The organism is Lysobacter sp. Root76 (assembly GCF_001428685.1).
Taxonomy (GTDB): Bacteria; Pseudomonadota; Gammaproteobacteria; order Xanthomonadales; family Xanthomonadaceae; genus Lysobacter.
Map to the genome: position 1 here is coordinate 363,690 of NZ_LMIK01000005.1, position 16,363 is coordinate 380,052.

A 16,363-nucleotide genomic window follows, 5' to 3' on the forward strand; every position below is an offset into this window, starting at 1 on the left:
CGCGGTTTCCGTCGCCGCGAGTCCAACGCATGAGCCAGCCTCCCACCACCCGCCGCGCCCTGGTCACCGGCGGCAGCGGCGATCTCGGTGCGGCCATCTGCGCGCGCCTGGCCGCCGACGGCCTGCACGTGATCGTGCACGCCAACGCCAACCTCGAACGCGCCCAGGCCACGGTCGCGGCGATCCGCGAGCTCGGCGGCAGCGCCGAGGCGGTGGCCTTCGACGTCGCCGACGGCGAGGCCGCGCGCGCGGCGATCGCAGGCCTGCTGGGCGAAGGCCCGATCCAGGTGGTGGTCAACAACGCCGGCGTGCACGACGACGCGCCGATGGCCGGCATGAGCGAGCCGCAATGGAAGCGCGTGATCGACGTGTCGCTGCATGGCTTCTTCCACGTCACCCAGCCGCTGCTGCTGCCGATGGCGCGCACGCGCTGGGGCCGGATCGTGAACCTGTCCTCGGTCGCCGCGGTGCTCGGCAACCGCGGCCAGACCAACTACGCCGCGGCCAAGGCCGGACTGCACGGCGCCTCGATGTCGCTGGCGCGCGAGATGGCCTCGCGCGGCATCACCGTCAACGTGGTCGCGCCGGGCGTGATCGAAGGCCGCATGGCCGCCGACGCGTTTCCGCCGGAGACGATCCGTCAGCTGGTGCCGGCCGGCCGCGCCGGGCGGCCGCAGGAGGTCGCGGACCTGGTCGGCTTCCTGTGTTCGGACGCCGCCGGCTACATCAACGGCCAGGTGATCGGCATCAACGGCGGCATGGGCTGAGCCCGCGCGAGCGGCCGCAGCGGACGCCGGGCGCCACCGGTCGGGGCCGCGCGCCCGTTCGGCGCGCCGTCACCCCGCCGCCCCGGCGCGGAGTTAGCATGGCCGCACACCTCCACGAGCGGAGCGCGCCATGCGCCGTCATCTCGCCCTCGCAATGCTGATTCCGCTGCTGGCCGCCTGCGCCAGTTCGCATGTCCTGGTCGGCTCGCCGCGGCCGCCGATCGATCCGGCCCAGGTGCGGGTGTACTTCACGCCGCCGCCGGGCGGCTACGAGCAGATCGCCATGCTCCAGAGCAACAGCGGCGCCTTCACCTACGGCGAACAGAACAAGATGAACTCGGTGATCGGCAAGCTGCGCAACGAGGCCGCCAAGCTCGGCGCCAACGGCGTGCTGTTCCAGGGCACCGAGGACGGCTACGGCGGCGGCGGAGTCAGCGTCGGCGCCGGCGGCGGCCGTTACGGCGGCCGCAGTTTCAGTTCCGGCGGCGTCGGCGTCGACATCACGCCGCGCCAGAAGTACGGCCACGGCGTGGCGATCTACGTCGCCAATCCGCCGCCCTTGGGCGATCCGGGCCCGAACGCGCCGCCACCGCCGGCACCGCCGCGCAACTGAAGGGCGCGCAGCAGACGGTCGTCGCGCGGCACACAGGCCCCGAGCACGACCGGACCGGGCACGAAGCCGGCGGCCATCTCGCCGACCACCGCCGGCTGGCCGAGCCGGCGCCGCAAGGCGCCGCAGATGCGCGCCACGACCAGGATCACCAGCAGCTGCAACAGCAGCATATGGGTCATCGAGCGGCTACTCGGTGATGCGGGTGCGGAAGGGTCAGCGCGGTTCGGCGGGCAGATCGCGCGGCGGCGCGGCGGCGAACTCGCCGCTGGGATCGTCGATGACCGGCGCGGCGGCGCGGGTGCGCCGGTACTCGTCCACCAGCCGGCCGTAGCTCCAGACCTGCGAGACCACGTGCGAGGTGATGCGGTACAGATCGCGCAGCGGGCGGAAATGGCTCTTGCGGTACTGCACCGTGGCGTCGGCCTGCTGGTAGCGCGATTCGATCGGCACCGAGACCACGCCCATGCCGAGCCGGCGCGCGGCCGAGATCAGGATCTGCGCTTCGAACACGAAGTCCTCGCCGGGCACGTCTTCCAGCGCGCACACCTGCGCCGGGTAGTAGCGCTGGCCGCTCTGGCTGTCGGCGATGCGGTAACCGCAGCCCCAGCCGATGCCCCAGTCGCCGAATTCGTTGGCCAGGCGCCGGTAGGTCGGCGCCGCCGCGCGTTTGCGCAGGCGCGCGCCGATCACGATGCAGTGCGGGTGGCGCTGCGCGCTGGCGAGCAGGCGCGGCAGGTCGGCCGGGTCGTGCTGGCCGTCGCCGTCCATGGTCAGCACGCCGGCGTAGCCGCGCCGCAGCGCTTCGCGGAAACCGTCGCGCAGGCTCGCGCCCTTGCCCATGCGCTGGGCATGGCGCAGCACGGTCACCGGCAGGTCGGCGATGCGGTCGGCGGTGCCGTCGTCGGAGCCGTCGTCGATCACGATCACGTTCGGGCAATGCGCGAGCGCGCCGGCGACGGTCTCGCGGATGCGCAGCGACTCGTTGAGCGCGGGGATCACCACCGCGACCGTGTCGCGCTCCGGGCGTTGCGATTCAGCCATGGCCGATGTCCAGTTCGAGCACGCGCCCGGCGCCGGCGGCCAGGCGCACCACGCCGCCGGCGCCGGCGAGGGCATCGAACAGCGGCAGCATCGGCGCCATCGCATTGGCCTGGGTGAGCCGGCTGAGCGTGCCGCCGCGATCGGCCTGGCCGTCGCGCAGCTGCGCGCGCAGCTGCGGCGCGCCCGCGCGCGGCGTGCGCGACAGCACCAGCGCGCCGCCGAGCAGGCCGCCGCTGGGCGTGACCGCGGCCAGGGGGCCGGCGGATTCGCCGTCGTAGCCGACCAGCAGCACCGCCTCGGCGCCGTCGTCGAGCTGCGCCATGGCTTCGATCAGGCCCTGGGCGAAACTGGCCTGGGCGGCGCTGATCGCGGTCGCCGCGCGCATGCAGCCGGCGCCGATGGTCCAGTAGCCGGCGGCGGCGTTGTGCACGGAATTGTGGAAACGCGTCGGCGACACCGAGCGCGGATCGCCGGCCAGGGTCGCGCACATGTAGTCGGTGATCGCCAGATCGCCGTGGGCGGAGGCGAACACCGAGGCCAGCGTCGCCGGATCGCGGCCGGCGGCCTGGCAGGCGGCCAGGGCGACGTCCAGCGCGACCGCGACGGTTTCCGGCGCGCGCCGGCGTTCGTTCGCCGGCAGCAGCTGCGGCGACGGCCGCGCGGGTGCGTCGTCCGCCATCGCGGCGCCATGGACGTGATCGCGCGCGGCGGCCCAGGACGGCAGGCCGCGGCTCCAGTAGGCGATGCCTTCGATGACGACGGGAGCGTTCATGCGCGTGCGAACACCAGCGAGCAGTTGTTGCCGCCGAAGCCGAAGGAGTTGTTCATGGCGTAGCGGATCTGCGCCTGGGCGTTGCCGAAACGGATCTGCGGCCCGCAGACCGGATCGGGCGTGACGCTGTTGAGGATGCCGGGCAGCTCGCCGCGCTCCAGCGCGAGCAGCGCGATCGCCGATTCGACGATCCCGGCCGCGCCCAGGGTGTGGCCGGTCCAGCCCTTGGTGGAACTGGCGTGCAGGCCCTCGGGGAACAGCGCCGCCACCGCGATCGCTTCGGCCTGGTCGTTGGCCGGGGTCGCGGTGCCGTGCAGGTTGAGATAGCCGACCTCGCCCGCGCCGATGCCGGCGCGCGCGAGCGCGTCGCGCATCGCCAGCTGCGCGCCCAGGCCCTGCGGATGCGGCGCGGACATGTGGTGGGCGTCGCTGGATTCGCCGTAGCCGCGCAACTGCAGCGCGCCGGCGTCGTCGCCGTCGATGCGTTCGACCAGGGCGTAGCCGCCGGCCTCGCCCAGCGACAGGCCGACGCGCTCGGCGTCGAACGGGCGGCAGGGTTCGGCGGACACGAGTTGCAGCGAGTTGAAGCCGAACAGCACGCTGCCGCACAGGGTATCGACCCCGCCGACCAGGGCGGCGTCGGCGTAGCCCGAGGCGATCAGGCGCGCGGCCTGGGCGAACACCTTGGCGCTGGACGAACAGGCGGTGGCGACGGTGACGCAGGGGCCGCGCAGGCCGGTCGCCTGCTGCAGGAAACCGCCCAGCGAATGCGGCTGGTGGACGTGGGGGCGATCCAGGTCGGCGGGGAAACGGCCGTCGCTCAGGCGCGCATAGGCGTCCTCGGTGGCGCCGATGCTGGCGGTCGAGGTGCCCAGGACCAGGGCGACGCGCTCGGCGCCGCGGCGTGCGACCAGCGCGGCCAGGGCCTCGCGCAGGCCGTCCTGGTTCAGCGCCAGCCAGGCCAGGCGGTTGTTGCGGCAGTCCCAGTCGGCGAATTCGGCCGGCAGGGGCGAGTCTTCGAGGCCGTCCACGCGGCCGATCCAGCAGTCCAGCGGCTCGCCGCCGAAGTCGTTGCGGCGCAGGCCGCCGCGACGCTCGCGCAGGGCTTCGGCCTGGGCCTGGCGACCGCGCCCGAGTGCGGTGGTCGCGGTGTACGCGCGGATCGCCAGCGCGGGCATCGGCGGGGGCGGCAACGGCTCAAACGACACGCAGGACTCCGGGCGGTATGAGGCCGGAGTATAGCCAGCGCGAGGTTCCACGGCCGGGCCGCGCCGTTCAGCTTGCCGGCGGGCGCGCATGCCGCCGTGCGCAGCTTTCATGCCGGCGGTGCGTCTTCCGGCACGCGGCGTGGGAGCGGCGCAGGCGTAGACTGCGCGTCCCGCCGTTCCTTCCCGTCCGCGCCGCCATGTCCAGCCGTACCGCTCACCGCCTGGCCCTGTTCGGCGACCGCGACGTGCTGCACGCCTGCGCGGTCGCCACGGCGGTGTGCGCGCTCAGCGCGGGGCTGGTCTACGTCGGTTACTTCGTGCACGTGCTGCGGGTCGCGCGCAACGCGCCCTGCCAGCCCGAGCGCGGCGAATGCGTGCTGCTGTTCGGTAAGCACGCGCCGCGCGGACTCATCGACCGCGATTTCGAAGCGCGCCTGGACCGCGCCGTGTCGCTGTGGCGCCAGCGCCCGCCGGCGAGCGTGGTGCTGCTGGGCGGCGGCGCCCCGGACGAACCCAGCGAGGCCGAAGTCGCGCGCGGCGGTCTGTTCGCGCGCGGGCTGTCGCCGGACGCGCCGCTGCGGCTGGAGGCCGAATCGCGCGACACCCTGCAGAACCTGCGTAACGCCCGCCACCTGCTCGGCGAGGGCATGCGCTCGCGGGTGACCCTGCTCAGCAGCCGCTACCACCTGGCGCGTTGCGCCCTGTTCGCGCGCCAGCTCGGGTTCGACTGGGAGCTGTGCGCGGCCGAACCGCGCCTGCAACTGGGCCCGCGCATGGTCCTGCGCCTGGCCGGCGAAGCGGCCTATGTGTGCATGAGCGACATCGGCGCGCGCTGGGCGCGCCTGATCGGGCACCGCCGGATGCTGGCGCGGGTGACTTGAGCGTCTGGGCGCGCCGCATCGGGGCGCGCCGATCGATATCGACTACATCAATGAATCGCGGCGCTCGATGCCGCGGAATCAGCCTGCAGCGCGGCGGCGCACCGGGGCCGGCGGGGCGACAGCCCCGGCGCTGCGCCCGGTCGCGAGACCGTGCAAGTGATCGCCACCGGCGCCGGCGCTGGCGCTGGCGTAGGGCGAATCCGGTTCGGTGCACACCGACAGCACCCGGCAGGGCGCGTCGCCGATCGCGATGTAGGCATGGCCCATGTTGCTGTCGAAATAGATCGAGTCGCCGACTTCCAGCCGCGCCGGTGCGTACAGATCGGTATGCAGCTCCAGCGAGCCTTCCAGGACCAGCGCGAACTCCTCGCCGGAGTGGCGGACCAGTTCGCCGAATTCCTGCAGCGAACGCGCGCGCACCTCGGCCATGATCGGCGTGAAGCGTTTCTGGCGCAGTTCCGAGGCCGGGAAGCGCTGGCCGTAGTTCTCGGTCTCGATCGAATAGCCTTCGCCGGCGCGGGTGATGCTGCGGCGGCCGGTCGGCACCTGCTGCGGCGCCGCCGACTGCGATCCGAACAGGTCGGCGATGTCGACCTCTAGCCCGCGGCTGATCCGGGTCAGCTTGTCGTAGGTCAGCGACATGCGGTTGTTCTCGACCTTGGACAGGGTCGAGATCGGCAGCCCGGTGCGGTCGCTGAGTTCGGACAGGGTCCAGCCGCGCTGGGTACGCAGCATGCGCAGGGTGTCGCCCGGCTGGCTCGCAGACTCGGAAGCGCCGCCCCGCGAGCTGGACTTGGGGCGGGCGGTGCGCATTTTTGGTGTCATGGCCGAACTTTAGGGCCAAGACGAGAGCGCTGCAAAGCGACCGGGGCCGTCGTCCGGGACAGAAACGGCCCGGCAGTACGAATGGGCGCGGATCGGGACGGCGCGGTTTTAGACGGCGCCGCCTCTGGCCGCATGGCTCCGCTCGGCGCCGATCGCATCGCCGCGGACCCGCCCCCGGCCGCCGCCGTTTAGGATGATGCGCGTCGCCGCGCCGTTCGCGCGGCCGCACCGGGGAGTCGTTGGCAATGCGCAAGTCGCTGGGTTCGTTCAAGGGCCGGATCGGTCTGGTCCTGATCGTGGTCGCGACCGCGGGATGGCGGCCGCTCGCCGCCGCGCCGCAGGCCGCCGCGCCCGCAGCGGCCCAGCAGCAGACCGCCGCCGCGCCGCCGGCTGGTGCTGTGCAAGCCAATGCCGATCCGGCGGCGGTGGTGTTCGAGCAGGAAACCCCGCGCCCGGACGCCGCGCCCAGCCGCACTTCCAGCACCGATGCCGCCGCGACCGGCGAAGCCGTGCCGACGGGCGAGACCGTGCCGACGGACCAGGCCGTGGTCGAGCCGCTGGCGGTCACCGCGAACGAAGTCGCCGGCCCCGCGCCGACGACGGTGTTGCCGATCCTGGACCCCGCGCTCGCCACGACGACCGCGCCTCCCGTCGCGATCGCCTTGCAGGCGGACGACGCGCCGCAACTCGACGCCGCCGATGCCCTGGCCTACTTCGACGGCCTGATCGGCAACGGCATCGCGCGCAGCGATGTGGCCGGCGTGACCCTGGCCGTGGTCAAGGACGGCCAGCTGCTGCTGAGCAAGGGCTACGGCTACGCCGATGTCGCCCGCCGCATTCCGGTCGATCCGGCGCGCACGCTGTTCCGCCCCGGCTCGGTGTCCAAGCTGTTCACCTGGACCGCAGTGATGCAGCAAGTCGAACGCGGCCGGATCGATCTCGACGCCGACATCAACCGCTACCTCGACTTCAAGATCGCGCCCTACCGCGGCCGGCCGGTGACCATGCGCCAGTTGATGACGCACACGCCCGGCTTCGAGGAATCGATCGGGCATTTGTTCGCCGACCGTCCGTCGTCGCTGATCGGCAATGGCCGCTATCTCAAGTCGGTGCAGCCCGAGCGCGTGTTCGCGCCCGGCGAGGTGCCCGCGTATTCGAACTACGGCGCCGCGCTGGCCGGTTACGTGGTCGAACGCGTGACCCGGCAGCGTTACGACGACTACATCGAAGCCGAAGTGCTGCACCCGCTGGGCATGTACCGCTCCAGCTTCCGCCAGCCGCTGCCCAAGCTCCTGGCCGCGAACATGGCCGGCGCCTACGCCGACGGCCGCGGCGCGCCGCCGCGCCCGTTCGAACTGGTCAACCCGGCGCCCGCCGGCAGCCTGTCGGCCACGGCCGAGGACATGGCGCGCTTCATGCTCGCCCAGCTGGGCGATGGCCGCCTGGACCAGGCCCAACTGCTGCAGCCGGCGACCCTGCGGCGCATGCACGCGGCCGCGCAGCGACCGTTCCCAGCCTTGAACGCGATGGCGCTGGGCTTCTTCCGCAACGACCGCAACGGCCCGCTCACCATCGGCCACGACGGCGCCACCGAAGCCTTCCAGAGTTCGCTGCTGCTGTTCCCCGACGCCCAGGTCGGCCTGTTCGTCTCGGTCGACGGCTCCGGCGACGCGGCGTCCGCGCTGCGGCGGCAGATCGTGCGCGGCTTCCAGCAGCGCTATTTTCCGCGAGCGCCGGCGCCGGAGCCGACCCTGGCGAGCGCGCGCGAGCACGGCCGCCAGCTGGTCGGCCGCTACGGCAGCAGTCGCGCCTCCTTCAGCAACTTCTTCGCCATCGCCAACCTGCTGTCGCAGAGCCGGATCGTGTTGAACGACGACGCCACGCTCACGGTGTCGTCGCTGCGCGGTCTGGACGAGCAACCGCGGCGCTGGCGCGAAGTGCGGCCCTATGTCTGGCGCGAGGTCGGCGGCGACGCGCTGCTGGCGGCGAAGCTCGCCCGCGGCCGCGTGATCGCGGTCGCCAGCGACGCGCATCCGCCGGCGATGTGGCTGCAGCCCGTGCCGGCCTGGCGCTCGGCGGGCTGGTCGCTGCCCCTGCTGATCGGCGCGCTGGCGCTGCACGCGGCGGCCTTGCTGCTGTGGCCGGTCGCGGCGCTGGTACGCCGTCATTACGGCCGCCGGCTGACTCTGACCCAGGCCGCGCAGCGCTGGCGCCTGGCGACCCGGCTCGGACTGATCTCGAACCTGGCGATGGCCCTGCTGTGGCTGTGGCTGCTGTCGCGCGCCGATGCCCGCATCGCCGATTTCGACGGCGGCCTCGACGGCTGGATCCGTTTCGCGCAACTGCTCGCCCTGCTGTCGCTGCCGGTCGCGCTGCTCGCGATCCGCAACGCGATCGAAGCCTGGCGCGCGCCGCGCGATCGCTGGCGCCGCCTGGGCGCGAGCCTGATCGCGCTGGCCTGCACCGCGCTGGTCTGGTTCGTCCTCAGCCTGCGTTTGCTGAGCCTGGACCTGAACTACTGAGCCGCGGCGCCAAAAAAACAAAAAACAAAACGCAGGGCCCGGACCGCGTCGCAGTCCGGGCCCTGCCTGTATCGCGACCGCTCAGCGCTTGCGCTGGGCCGGCACGAAGTTCTCGCGCACCGCCTTGGCCAACTGATCCGGCGGCAGCAGGCCCTGGTCGAGCAGGAAGTTGTTGAACGCCAGACGGTCGAACTTGTCGCCCAGCGCAAGCTCGGTCTCCATGCGCAGTTCCAGGATGCGGCTGTAGCCGTAGAAGTAGCTGCCGGCCTGGCCCGGGGCATTGAAGGTGTAGCGGTCCAGTTCCTGCTTGGTCATCGCCGGCGACAGGCCGACTTCGTCGAGCAGCACCTTGCCGGCGCGTTCGCGGTCGGTCATGCCCAGGTTGAGCATCGGGTCCAGCATCGCGCGCGCGGCGCGCATCAGTCGGAACTGCAGCGCGATCAACTGACCGTCCAGCGGCTCGTACGGCACCATCTCGGCTTCGGCGTACAGCGCCCAGCCTTCCGCGTTGACCGAGTTGAAGGCGAACATGGTGCGGGCCAGCGACACGCCGCGCTCGACCATGGCGGTGAACTGCAGCTCGTGGCCCGGGCGGCCTTCGTGCGCCGACAGGGTCCAGGCGACCGAGTCGAAGTTGAAATCGTCGTACTGCAGCGCGGTGCCGTCGGGGTTGGGCACCGCCACCGGCAGCACGAACTGGCCCTGCTGGCCGGTATTGCCGACCAGCGGCGCCGGCAGGAAATGCGGCGCCGGCTGCGCCGCCGATTCGGCCTCGCTGCCCAGGCGCATCACCATCGGCCGCTGCGGCACGTCGACGATCTTCTCCTTGCGGATGATCGGGTCGATCGCGTCGATCACGGTGCGATAGCGCGCTTCGAGCTGGTCGTTGGGAATGCTGTTGCGCTTGAGCGCGCGGATCACCGCGATGTAGTCGTGGCCATCGACGCCGGTGATGCCCTTGGCCTGCGCGACCAGCGGCGCGAGCTGGCGCATCGCCGCGCGGGTTTCCATGAACTCGACCTGGGCGCGGCGGATCAGCAGCTGCGGATCGATGTTGATGCCGTATTGCTTGAGCTGGAACGCGTACAGCTCCGGCGGCAGGCGGTTGTCGCCGCGCGCCTCGGGCAGCACGGTGGAACGCGCCCAGGCCGCATAGTCCTTGAACTGCTGGTCCATCGCCGCCAGCGCGGCGTCGGCGCCGGCGATCTTGTACTTCTCGAACAGCTTGCGCACGCCGGCCGCGTAGGTCTCGACATTGCCCAGCGCCTGTTCGACTTCGAGCTTGGTCGGACGCAGCATGGCCTTGTCGCCGGCGCGCTCCTCGTAGCGCTCGCGCGCGAGCGTGGTGATCGGCTTGCCGTCCGCGCCCAGGCCGACGTAGTTCTTCAGCCGCGCCAGCGCGCGTGCGCGGCGTTCCGGCGGAGTCTGGTCGGACAGCAGGCCCTGCATGCCCTGGAACACCAACTGCGGCGCGTCGTTCCACGGCAACGCCAGACGTTCGTTGAGCTCGCTGCCTTCGATGTTCTGATCGGCGGCGGCCATCATGATTTCCAGATCCTGGCGCACGTCGGGATTGCGCTCGGTCTCCAGCTTGGCCTGCAGTTCCGCCTTGCCCTTGGCCATCGCGGCGCGGAAACGCTTGCCGTTGTCCGGGTTGAGGTCGCTCACGCGCTCGTCGAAGCCGGGCACGCCGAAGAACGACATCTGTTCGGGCGCGAATTCGCCCTGGGCCTTGAGCAGGATCTGCGCGTAGCCGTTGCTCGTGGTGACCCAGGCCGGCACCGGCTTGGCGGCGGCTGCGGCGGGTTTCGCGGCGGCCTGCGCGGCGAGCACCGCGGTCGGCGCGAACAGCGCCAGGGAAATCGCTAGAGCGAGGGCTTTCATGAGATGGCGGTCCTGGTGGCGGTCCGGAGTGGGTCCGCCGACCTTAGGCCCTGCGCCGGGCGAGGGCATCCGCCGTAGGTCACGTTTCCTTGCGGCGGTTTCGTCGGCTTGCGCGCCGCGCGGACACGCACCCGGACCGGCTAGTCCGCCGGCGCATCCAGCAGATCGATCTTGCGCTGGCTGCTGCCTTCCAGCTGCACGTTCATCTGGGTGTAGGCCCAGCCTTCGCCCCGGGTCGTGCCGGTCACCCACAGCCGCGCCGCGCCGCGGGGGCCGGACAGCGGCGCGTTGATGGTGACGTCGACCTCCTCGTTGCTCTGACGGAAACTGCCCATCACCAGCCAGCCTTCCTCGATCGGCTGGCCCAGCGCGGCGATCACCTCGGGATCGGCGCGCGCGCGTTTCACCCCTTCGATGTAGGCCGGAGAGGACTTCAGCTGCCCGATCACCAGCGAACCGATGCCGAGCACGAAGCCCAGCAGCAGGCCGACCGAGGCCAGGATCAACAGCGGCAGGAACCAGTAGCGGTTGCGCTGCGCCCAGTCGCGCTGGGGCAGGGGCGGCGGCAGAGCGGCGGCGGTCATGCGGGCGGATTCCGGAGCGGTGTCCGGCAGAGTATCCGCAGCGGCGACGTGGGCGCCAAGACGCGTCTGCTGCGATGCGCCGGGCCGTGATACAACCCGGGCTACAAGAGAGGAGCATGCAGGAGGGGAGCATGGCCCAGGTACCGAAGATCGATTCGCCCTGTCCTTTGGGGATAGACGAGCAGTTGCGCCTGGACGGCCATTGCGGCCGCTGCGGCAAGCACGTGCATGCGCTGGACGCGATGGACGATGCCGAACGGCGCGCACTGCTGCGCACCGCCGCCGGCCCGATCTGCGTGTCCTACCGGTCGGCGCGGCCGAGCCCGGTGCGTCGCGGCGCCGGCTTTGGTATCGCGATCGCGGCGACCCTGGTGTCGGGCGGCGCATTCGCGACCGATCCGCCCCCGCTGCTGCCGCCCGTCGCCAGCGAGCAGGCTCCGCCGGTGACCGCGGCCGCACCGCTGGTCCCGTCCGGGCAGGCCGGCGGCGAGGATGAGGACGAACGCATCGTCTTCGTGGGCGGCGTCAGCGATCCGCAGGACGCGCAATGGATCGACGACAGCGATCTGCCCGAACTGCCGATGCGCCAAGCCGAGGAGCTGGAGCAGGTCGGGAGCGCGCCCGTCTCGGCCCAGGTCGTTAACCCCCGTCGTTAACCCCGTTCCGAGCCGCTAGCCGTTCCGGGATTTACGACCCACCCACACGAGTACGCGCCATGGCCCTGGTTCCCAAGATCGATTCGCCTTGCCCGCTCGGCATCGATGAGCTGCGACGCCTGCAAGGCTACTGCGGGCACTGCGGCACGAACGTGCATGCCCTGGACAGCATGGACGAACAGGAACGCAAGGCCTTGCTGCGGGCGGCGGCTGGGCCGATCTGCGTGTCCTACCGTGTGCCGCGTCCGGCATCCGCCCGTCGTGGCGCCGGTTTCGGTATCGCGATCGCCGCGACCCTGGTGTCGGGCGGTGCGTTCGCCGGCGGTGCGCCCGCGGCCGATCCTCCGTCGCTGCTCGCGCCCGCCACCACCACCGGGCCGGTGACGTCTCCGGTCGCCGTGGCTCCGCTGCTGCCGTCGCAAGCGGCGACGGAAGGCGAAAAGTCGGCTGAGCTCGAATTCGTCACGGTGGTCGGCGGCGGCGTCAGGAATCCGCAGGACGCGCAGTGGATCGACGACAGCGATCTGCCGGAGTTGCCGATGCGCGATGCCGCGAGTCCGGACGCCGCACCGACGCGGGTGGACGCGGCCGACGGGGTCTCGCGCCCTGCGCACTGAGCCTTGCCTTCAGCGGGCGGCGGCGGTCACGCCGGTCGCCTCGATCACTTTCAATCGGCCGATCGCCTGCATCACGCCGGCGCCGTCCTGTGGCGTGCCGTCGCCGACCCGCAGCGCGATATGGCCGCTGTCGAAGCGGCCCAGGCCGGCGTCGTAACTGATCCAGCGCCGGCCGTTCCAGCTCTGTACCCAGACATGCGGGCTGAACACGTGGCTCTGGCCGGTGAAGCGGCTGGAGTAGGCGATCCCGTAGACGATGCGGGTCGGAATGCCCTGGGCGCGCGCCAGTGCCGCGAGCAGCAAGGCGAACTCGGTGCAGTCGCCGCTGCGCGCGCTCAACGCCTGCGAGGCGCTGAGATAGTCGCGGTAGGCGATGGGCCCGTTCATGTGCTGCTGCACCGCCTCGACCAGCGACTGCATGCGGTGCTCGACGCCGCGGCCGCGCACATGAGTGCGCGCGAACGCACGCACGCTGCGCTCGTCGCTGTCGACCCAGGCGTTGGACGCGAGGTGGCGCCGCAATTCGGCGGCGTCGGGCGCGGCCTCGTCGCCGCAGTCGCCGCAGATGTCGATCAGCGCCGTCGCGGCCGTGGCATCGCGCGGCTGCACGCGCTGTTCGCCGGTGGCCGGCCACGGCCAGGCCAGCGCGGGCTCGAAGGCGAGCGCGTAGCGGATACGGCCGCTGCGCGCGCGCTCGGACATCTTGTACGGCGATGCGACCAGGCGCGCATGGATCGCGGCGCGCGCCTGCGCCTCGGTCGCGCCCAGCGTCGGCGTGCCGGCGTGCGCGGCGGCACCGACGATCAGCGCCGCCGCCAGCGGCAGCCGCCAACGCGACGGTGCGCGCAAGCTCACGGCTTCAGGCAACGCGCGAAGAAGTCCTCGGTGATGCGCAGCCGGTGCAGATTGTCCTTGCCCTTGAGGCTGTGCTTGGCGCCGGGGTAGGTCATCAGTTCGAACGGCTGGCCGCGCTTCTGCAAGGCGCTCATCAGCACGGTGGAATTGCTGAACAGCACGTTGTCGTCGGCCATGCCGTGGATCAGCAGCAGCTTGGACTCGAGGCCGTCGATGTGTTCGAGCACGCGCGCTTCGCGGTAGCCGTCGACGTTCTTGTCGGGCAGGCCCATGTAGCGTTCGGTGTAGTGGCTGTCGTACAGGGCCCAGTCGGTGACCGGCGCGCCGGCGACGCCGCAGGCGTAGGCGTCGCTGGCCTTGGCCAGCAGCATCAGGGTCATGTAGCCGCCGTTGGACCAGCCGTACACGCCGATGCGCTGGCCGTCGACCCAGGGCTGCGATTTCAGCCAGGCCACGCCCTTGAGCTGGTCGGCGACTTCCACCGTGCCCTGCTTGCCGTACAGCGCGCCGCCGAAGGCCGCGCCGCGGCGCGGGGTGCCGCGGTTGTCGATCGAGAACACCACGTAGCCGTGCTGGGCCAGGTACTGGTTGAAGTCCGGCGCCCAGGTGCGCTTGACCGTCTGCGCGGCGGGACCGCCGTAGACGTTGACCACGACCGGGTAACGCTTGCCCGGATCGAAGCCGGAGGGCTTGAGCACGCTGTACTGCAGGCGGGTCTTGCCGTCGGCGGCGGTCAGCGTGCCGAACTCGATGTCGCGATGGGCCTGGCGGTAACGCGCGTACGGGTGCTTGGCGTCGGCGAGGTCGTTGTCGATCAGCGCGGCGATGCGGCTGCCGTCGTTGCGGTACAGCTCCAGTTGCGGCGGGGTCGAGGGGTTGGACCAGTTGTCGACGTAGACGCTGGCATTGCGCGCGAAGCTGGCGTTATGGATGCCGTCGCTCTTGGACAGGCGCTCGATCGGGCCGCCGCTCAGGGCCACGCGGTAGATCTGCACGTCCAGCGGCGAGTCCTTGCCGGCGGCGAAGTAGACCTGGCCGGCCTCCTCGTCCACCGCCAGCACGCCGTCCACCGGCCAGTCGCCGGAGGTCAGCGCGGTGGCCTTGCGGCCGTCGGCGGACAGCAGGTACAGGTGTTCGTAGCCGCTGCGCTCGCTGTTCCAGAGAATGCGGCCGTCCTTGAGGAAATGCAGGTCGTTGTTGAGCGGCACCCAGGTCTTGGCGCGCTCGGTCGCCAGCACGCGCTGCTTGCCGCTGTCGAGGTCGGCCTCGATCAGCTCCAGCAGGTGCTGGTCGCGCGACTGGCGCTGGAAGCTCAGGTGCCGGCCGTCGCGCCAATCGACGCGGGCCAGGTAGATGTCGGGGTTTTTGCCCAGGTCGATCCAGCGCGCCTGGCCGCCCTTGGGCGCGATCACGCCGAGCTGGATCAGCACGTTGCGGTCGCCCGCGGCCGGGTAGCGCTGCTCGATCACATCGGTGCGGTCGGGGTAGACCTCGTAGCGCTTCTGCACCGGCACCGGGCTTTCGTCGATGCGCGCGAACGCGATCGCCGAGTCGTCCGGGGCCCACCAGTAGCCGGTGTGGCGGTCCATCTCTTCGTCGGCGACGAATTCGGCGATGCCGTTGCCGATGGTGTCGCTGCCGTCGCGGGTGAGCTGGGTCGCCTTGCCGTCGGCCAGGTCGATCACCCACAGGTTGCGGTCGCGCACGAAGCTGACGTAGCCGCCCAGGGGCGACAGTTTGGGATCGGTGGCGAAGCCCTCGCCGTGGGTCAGCTTGCGCACCGCGGCCTTGCCCGATTTCGACGAGCGCGCGATGCCCAAGTCGTAGAGGTAGAGCTCGCCGCCGAGCGGGAACAGCAGGGTCTTGCCGTCGGGCGACCACTGGTAATCGACGATGCCCGACAGCGCGGAGATGCGCTGGCGTTCGCGGCGCGCCTTCTCGGCGTCGCTGAGCACTTCCGCACCCGGCAGCACGTCGTCGGAATCGACCAGCAGCGTCGACTTGCCGCTGGCGATGTCGTAGGCCCACAGGTCGAGGCGGTTCTTGTCGCGCTCCTTGCCGCGCAGGAAACCGACCCGGCTGCCGTCGGGCGCGACGCGCGGCTTGGTCAGGCTGGGACCGGACAGCGGTGCGTCGCCGGCGAGGGCGTCGAGCGTGAGTTTTTCGGCAGCGTTCTGCGGCAGGGCGGACGCGTTCTGGGCAAGGGCGGGGGCGGTCAGCGACATGGCGAGCAACAGGCAGGCGGCGAGGCCGCGGCGGGCGAGAGGAATGTTCATGCGGTACGGGCCGGGGTTCCGAACAGGTTCTTGCGCATCTCGTCGGTCATGTCGCGAGACGGGCGGTAGGTTTGTTCCAGGGCGTAGGCGCGCTGGAACGCGGGGCGGGCGGCGAGTGCGTCGTGCCAGCGCCGCACATGGGGATAGTCGGCCAGGTCGATGTAGTGCCAGGCGTGCGCGTGGGCCCAAGGGTGGCAGGCGAAGTCGGCGATGCCGAGCGCACCGCCGGCCACGTATTCGCGTCCGGCCAGGCGGCGATCGAGCACGCCGTACAAGCGTTGGGTTTCGCGCTCGTAGCGCTCGATCGCGTAAGGAATCTTCTCCGGCGCGTAGCGGTTGAAGTGGTGGTTCTGGCCCAGCATCGGGCCGTAGCCGCCGACCTGCCAGAACAGCCATTCGTCGGCCTCGACCCGGCCGCGCACGTCGTCGGGCAGGTATTTGCCGATCTTGGCGGCAAGGTAGTGCAGGATCCCGCCGGACTCGAACACGCTGATCGGCTCGCCGCCGTCGGCGGGCGCATGGTCGACGATCGCGGGCATGCGGTTGTTGGGCGAAATCGCCAGGAATTCGGGCTTGAACTGGTCGCCGGCGCCGATGTCGACCGGGCGGATGCGGTAGTCCAGGCCGGCCTCTTCGAGCAGCAGGGTGATCTTGTGGCCGTTGGGCGTGGGCCAGTAATAGAGATCGATCATGGGCGGGTCGCACAGGGACGAAGGCCGAGTGTAAGCGCTGCGCCGGGCGGCGGTCCCGGCGGGCGGGGAAGGCATCGTTGCGGCGGTGCGGGCCTGCGCGGCGGCGCGCTTCGTTCAGCAGGCGACTTGGCGCAGTCATGGGCGCGCCGTTACCCTGGACGGCCTTAAGA

At 71.4% G+C, this 16,363-nt stretch carries 15 protein-coding genes and 1 pseudogene; 6 read left to right on the top strand and 10 right to left on the bottom strand.

Going from position 1 to position 16,363, the window contains the following annotated elements; all coding sequences use genetic code 11:
* The first annotated feature begins 29 nt into the window (after positions 1-29).
* The gene (gene fabG / locus ASE10_RS09020) at positions 30-767 is read left to right on the top strand and encodes a 3-oxoacyl-ACP reductase FabG (RefSeq protein WP_055907637.1); all 738 of its coding nucleotides are present in this window, start codon (positions 30-32) and stop codon (positions 765-767) included.
* A gap of 130 nt (positions 768-897) precedes the next feature.
* Positions 898-1,380, top strand: coding sequence for a hypothetical protein (locus ASE10_RS09025; protein WP_082559857.1), 483 nt, complete (start codon positions 898-900; stop codon positions 1,378-1,380).
* 26 nt (positions 1,381-1,406) lie between these two features.
* Here ASE10_RS09025 and ASE10_RS21000 read toward each other — a convergent pair.
* The 4 genes and pseudogenes from ASE10_RS21000 to ASE10_RS09045 form a co-directional block, all read right to left on the bottom strand.
* Positions 1,407-1,559, bottom strand: a pseudogene (locus ASE10_RS21000) (cation:proton antiporter); the annotation flags it as partial.
* Positions 1,560-1,593: 34 nt separating this feature from the next.
* Positions 1,594-2,421 carry a glycosyltransferase family 2 protein gene (locus tag ASE10_RS09035; RefSeq protein WP_055907649.1) on the bottom strand — a complete coding sequence of 276 codons (828 nt, stop codon included), beginning with the start codon at positions 2,419-2,421 and terminating at the stop codon, positions 1,594-1,596.
* Complete coding sequence (locus tag ASE10_RS09040; protein WP_055907652.1) at positions 2,414-3,193, bottom strand: beta-ketoacyl synthase chain length factor; 780 nt, start codon at positions 3,191-3,193, stop codon at positions 2,414-2,416. Before ASE10_RS09040 ends, ASE10_RS09035 begins: the two co-directional genes overlap by 8 nt.
* Positions 3,190-4,371 carry a beta-ketoacyl-[acyl-carrier-protein] synthase family protein gene (locus ASE10_RS09045; protein ID WP_056304713.1) on the bottom strand — a complete coding sequence of 394 codons (1,182 nt, stop codon included), beginning with the start codon at positions 4,369-4,371 and terminating at the stop codon, positions 3,190-3,192. The genes ASE10_RS09040 and ASE10_RS09045 overlap by 4 nt, the downstream gene beginning before the upstream one ends.
* Positions 4,372-4,598: 227 nt before the next feature.
* On the opposite strand from ASE10_RS09045, the gene ASE10_RS09050 reads away from it, so the two are divergent.
* A complete protein-coding gene (locus tag ASE10_RS09050) occupies positions 4,599-5,282 on the top strand; it encodes a YdcF family protein (RefSeq protein ID WP_055907658.1) in 684 nt (227 codons plus the stop codon).
* Between the two features lie 78 nt (positions 5,283-5,360).
* Here the strand turns inward: ASE10_RS09050 and ASE10_RS09055 are convergent, their stop codons facing one another.
* On the bottom strand, positions 5,361-6,095 hold the full coding sequence (locus ASE10_RS09055) for an XRE family transcriptional regulator (RefSeq protein ID WP_082559859.1): 735 nt from the start codon (positions 6,093-6,095) through the stop codon (positions 5,361-5,363).
* Positions 6,096-6,352: 257 nt separating this feature from the next.
* Here ASE10_RS09055 and ASE10_RS09060 point away from each other — a divergent pair, with 257 nt between their 5' ends.
* Entirely contained in the window at positions 6,353-8,629 is a 2,277-nt protein-coding gene (locus ASE10_RS09060) for a serine hydrolase domain-containing protein (RefSeq protein WP_055907661.1), read from the top strand.
* Between the two features lie 81 nt (positions 8,630-8,710).
* Here ASE10_RS09060 and ASE10_RS09065 read toward each other — a convergent pair whose 3' ends face one another.
* Positions 8,711-10,513 carry a DUF885 domain-containing protein gene (locus tag ASE10_RS09065; protein ID WP_055907664.1) on the bottom strand — a complete coding sequence of 601 codons (1,803 nt, stop codon included), beginning with the start codon at positions 10,511-10,513 and terminating at the stop codon, positions 8,711-8,713.
* A 140-nt stretch (positions 10,514-10,653) separates the two neighbouring features.
* Positions 10,654-11,097, bottom strand: coding sequence for a cytochrome c oxidase assembly factor Coa1 family protein (locus ASE10_RS20560; protein ID WP_055907668.1), 444 nt, complete (start codon positions 11,095-11,097; stop codon positions 10,654-10,656).
* A gap of 131 nt (positions 11,098-11,228) precedes the next feature.
* Between ASE10_RS20560 and ASE10_RS20565 the strand changes: the two genes are divergently transcribed.
* Positions 11,229-11,753, top strand: coding sequence for a hypothetical protein (locus ASE10_RS20565; protein WP_162250469.1), 525 nt, complete (start codon positions 11,229-11,231; stop codon positions 11,751-11,753).
* A gap of 59 nt (positions 11,754-11,812) precedes the next feature.
* Positions 11,813-12,370: a hypothetical protein gene (locus ASE10_RS09080; protein WP_055907674.1), complete on the top strand. Its 558-nt coding sequence runs from the start codon at positions 11,813-11,815 to the stop codon at positions 12,368-12,370.
* Between the two features lie 9 nt (positions 12,371-12,379).
* Here ASE10_RS09080 and ASE10_RS09085 read toward each other — a convergent pair whose 3' ends face one another.
* Genes ASE10_RS09085 through ASE10_RS09095 form a run of 3 tightly spaced genes read right to left on the bottom strand, consistent with a single transcriptional unit; the run spans position 12,380 to position 16,193 of the window.
* Positions 12,380-13,219: a transglutaminase-like domain-containing protein gene (locus ASE10_RS09085; RefSeq protein ID WP_056304715.1), complete on the bottom strand. Its 840-nt coding sequence runs from the start codon at positions 13,217-13,219 to the stop codon at positions 12,380-12,382.
* Positions 13,220-13,221: 2 nt separating this feature from the next.
* The gene (locus tag ASE10_RS09090; protein ID WP_055908495.1) at positions 13,222-15,450 is read right to left on the bottom strand and encodes a S9 family peptidase; all 2,229 of its coding nucleotides are present in this window, start codon (positions 15,448-15,450) and stop codon (positions 13,222-13,224) included.
* A gap of 47 nt (positions 15,451-15,497) precedes the next feature.
* A complete protein-coding gene (locus ASE10_RS09095; RefSeq protein WP_055907680.1) occupies positions 15,498-16,193 on the bottom strand; it encodes a glutathione binding-like protein in 696 nt (231 codons plus the stop codon).
* Positions 16,194-16,363: the final 170 nt, after the last annotated feature.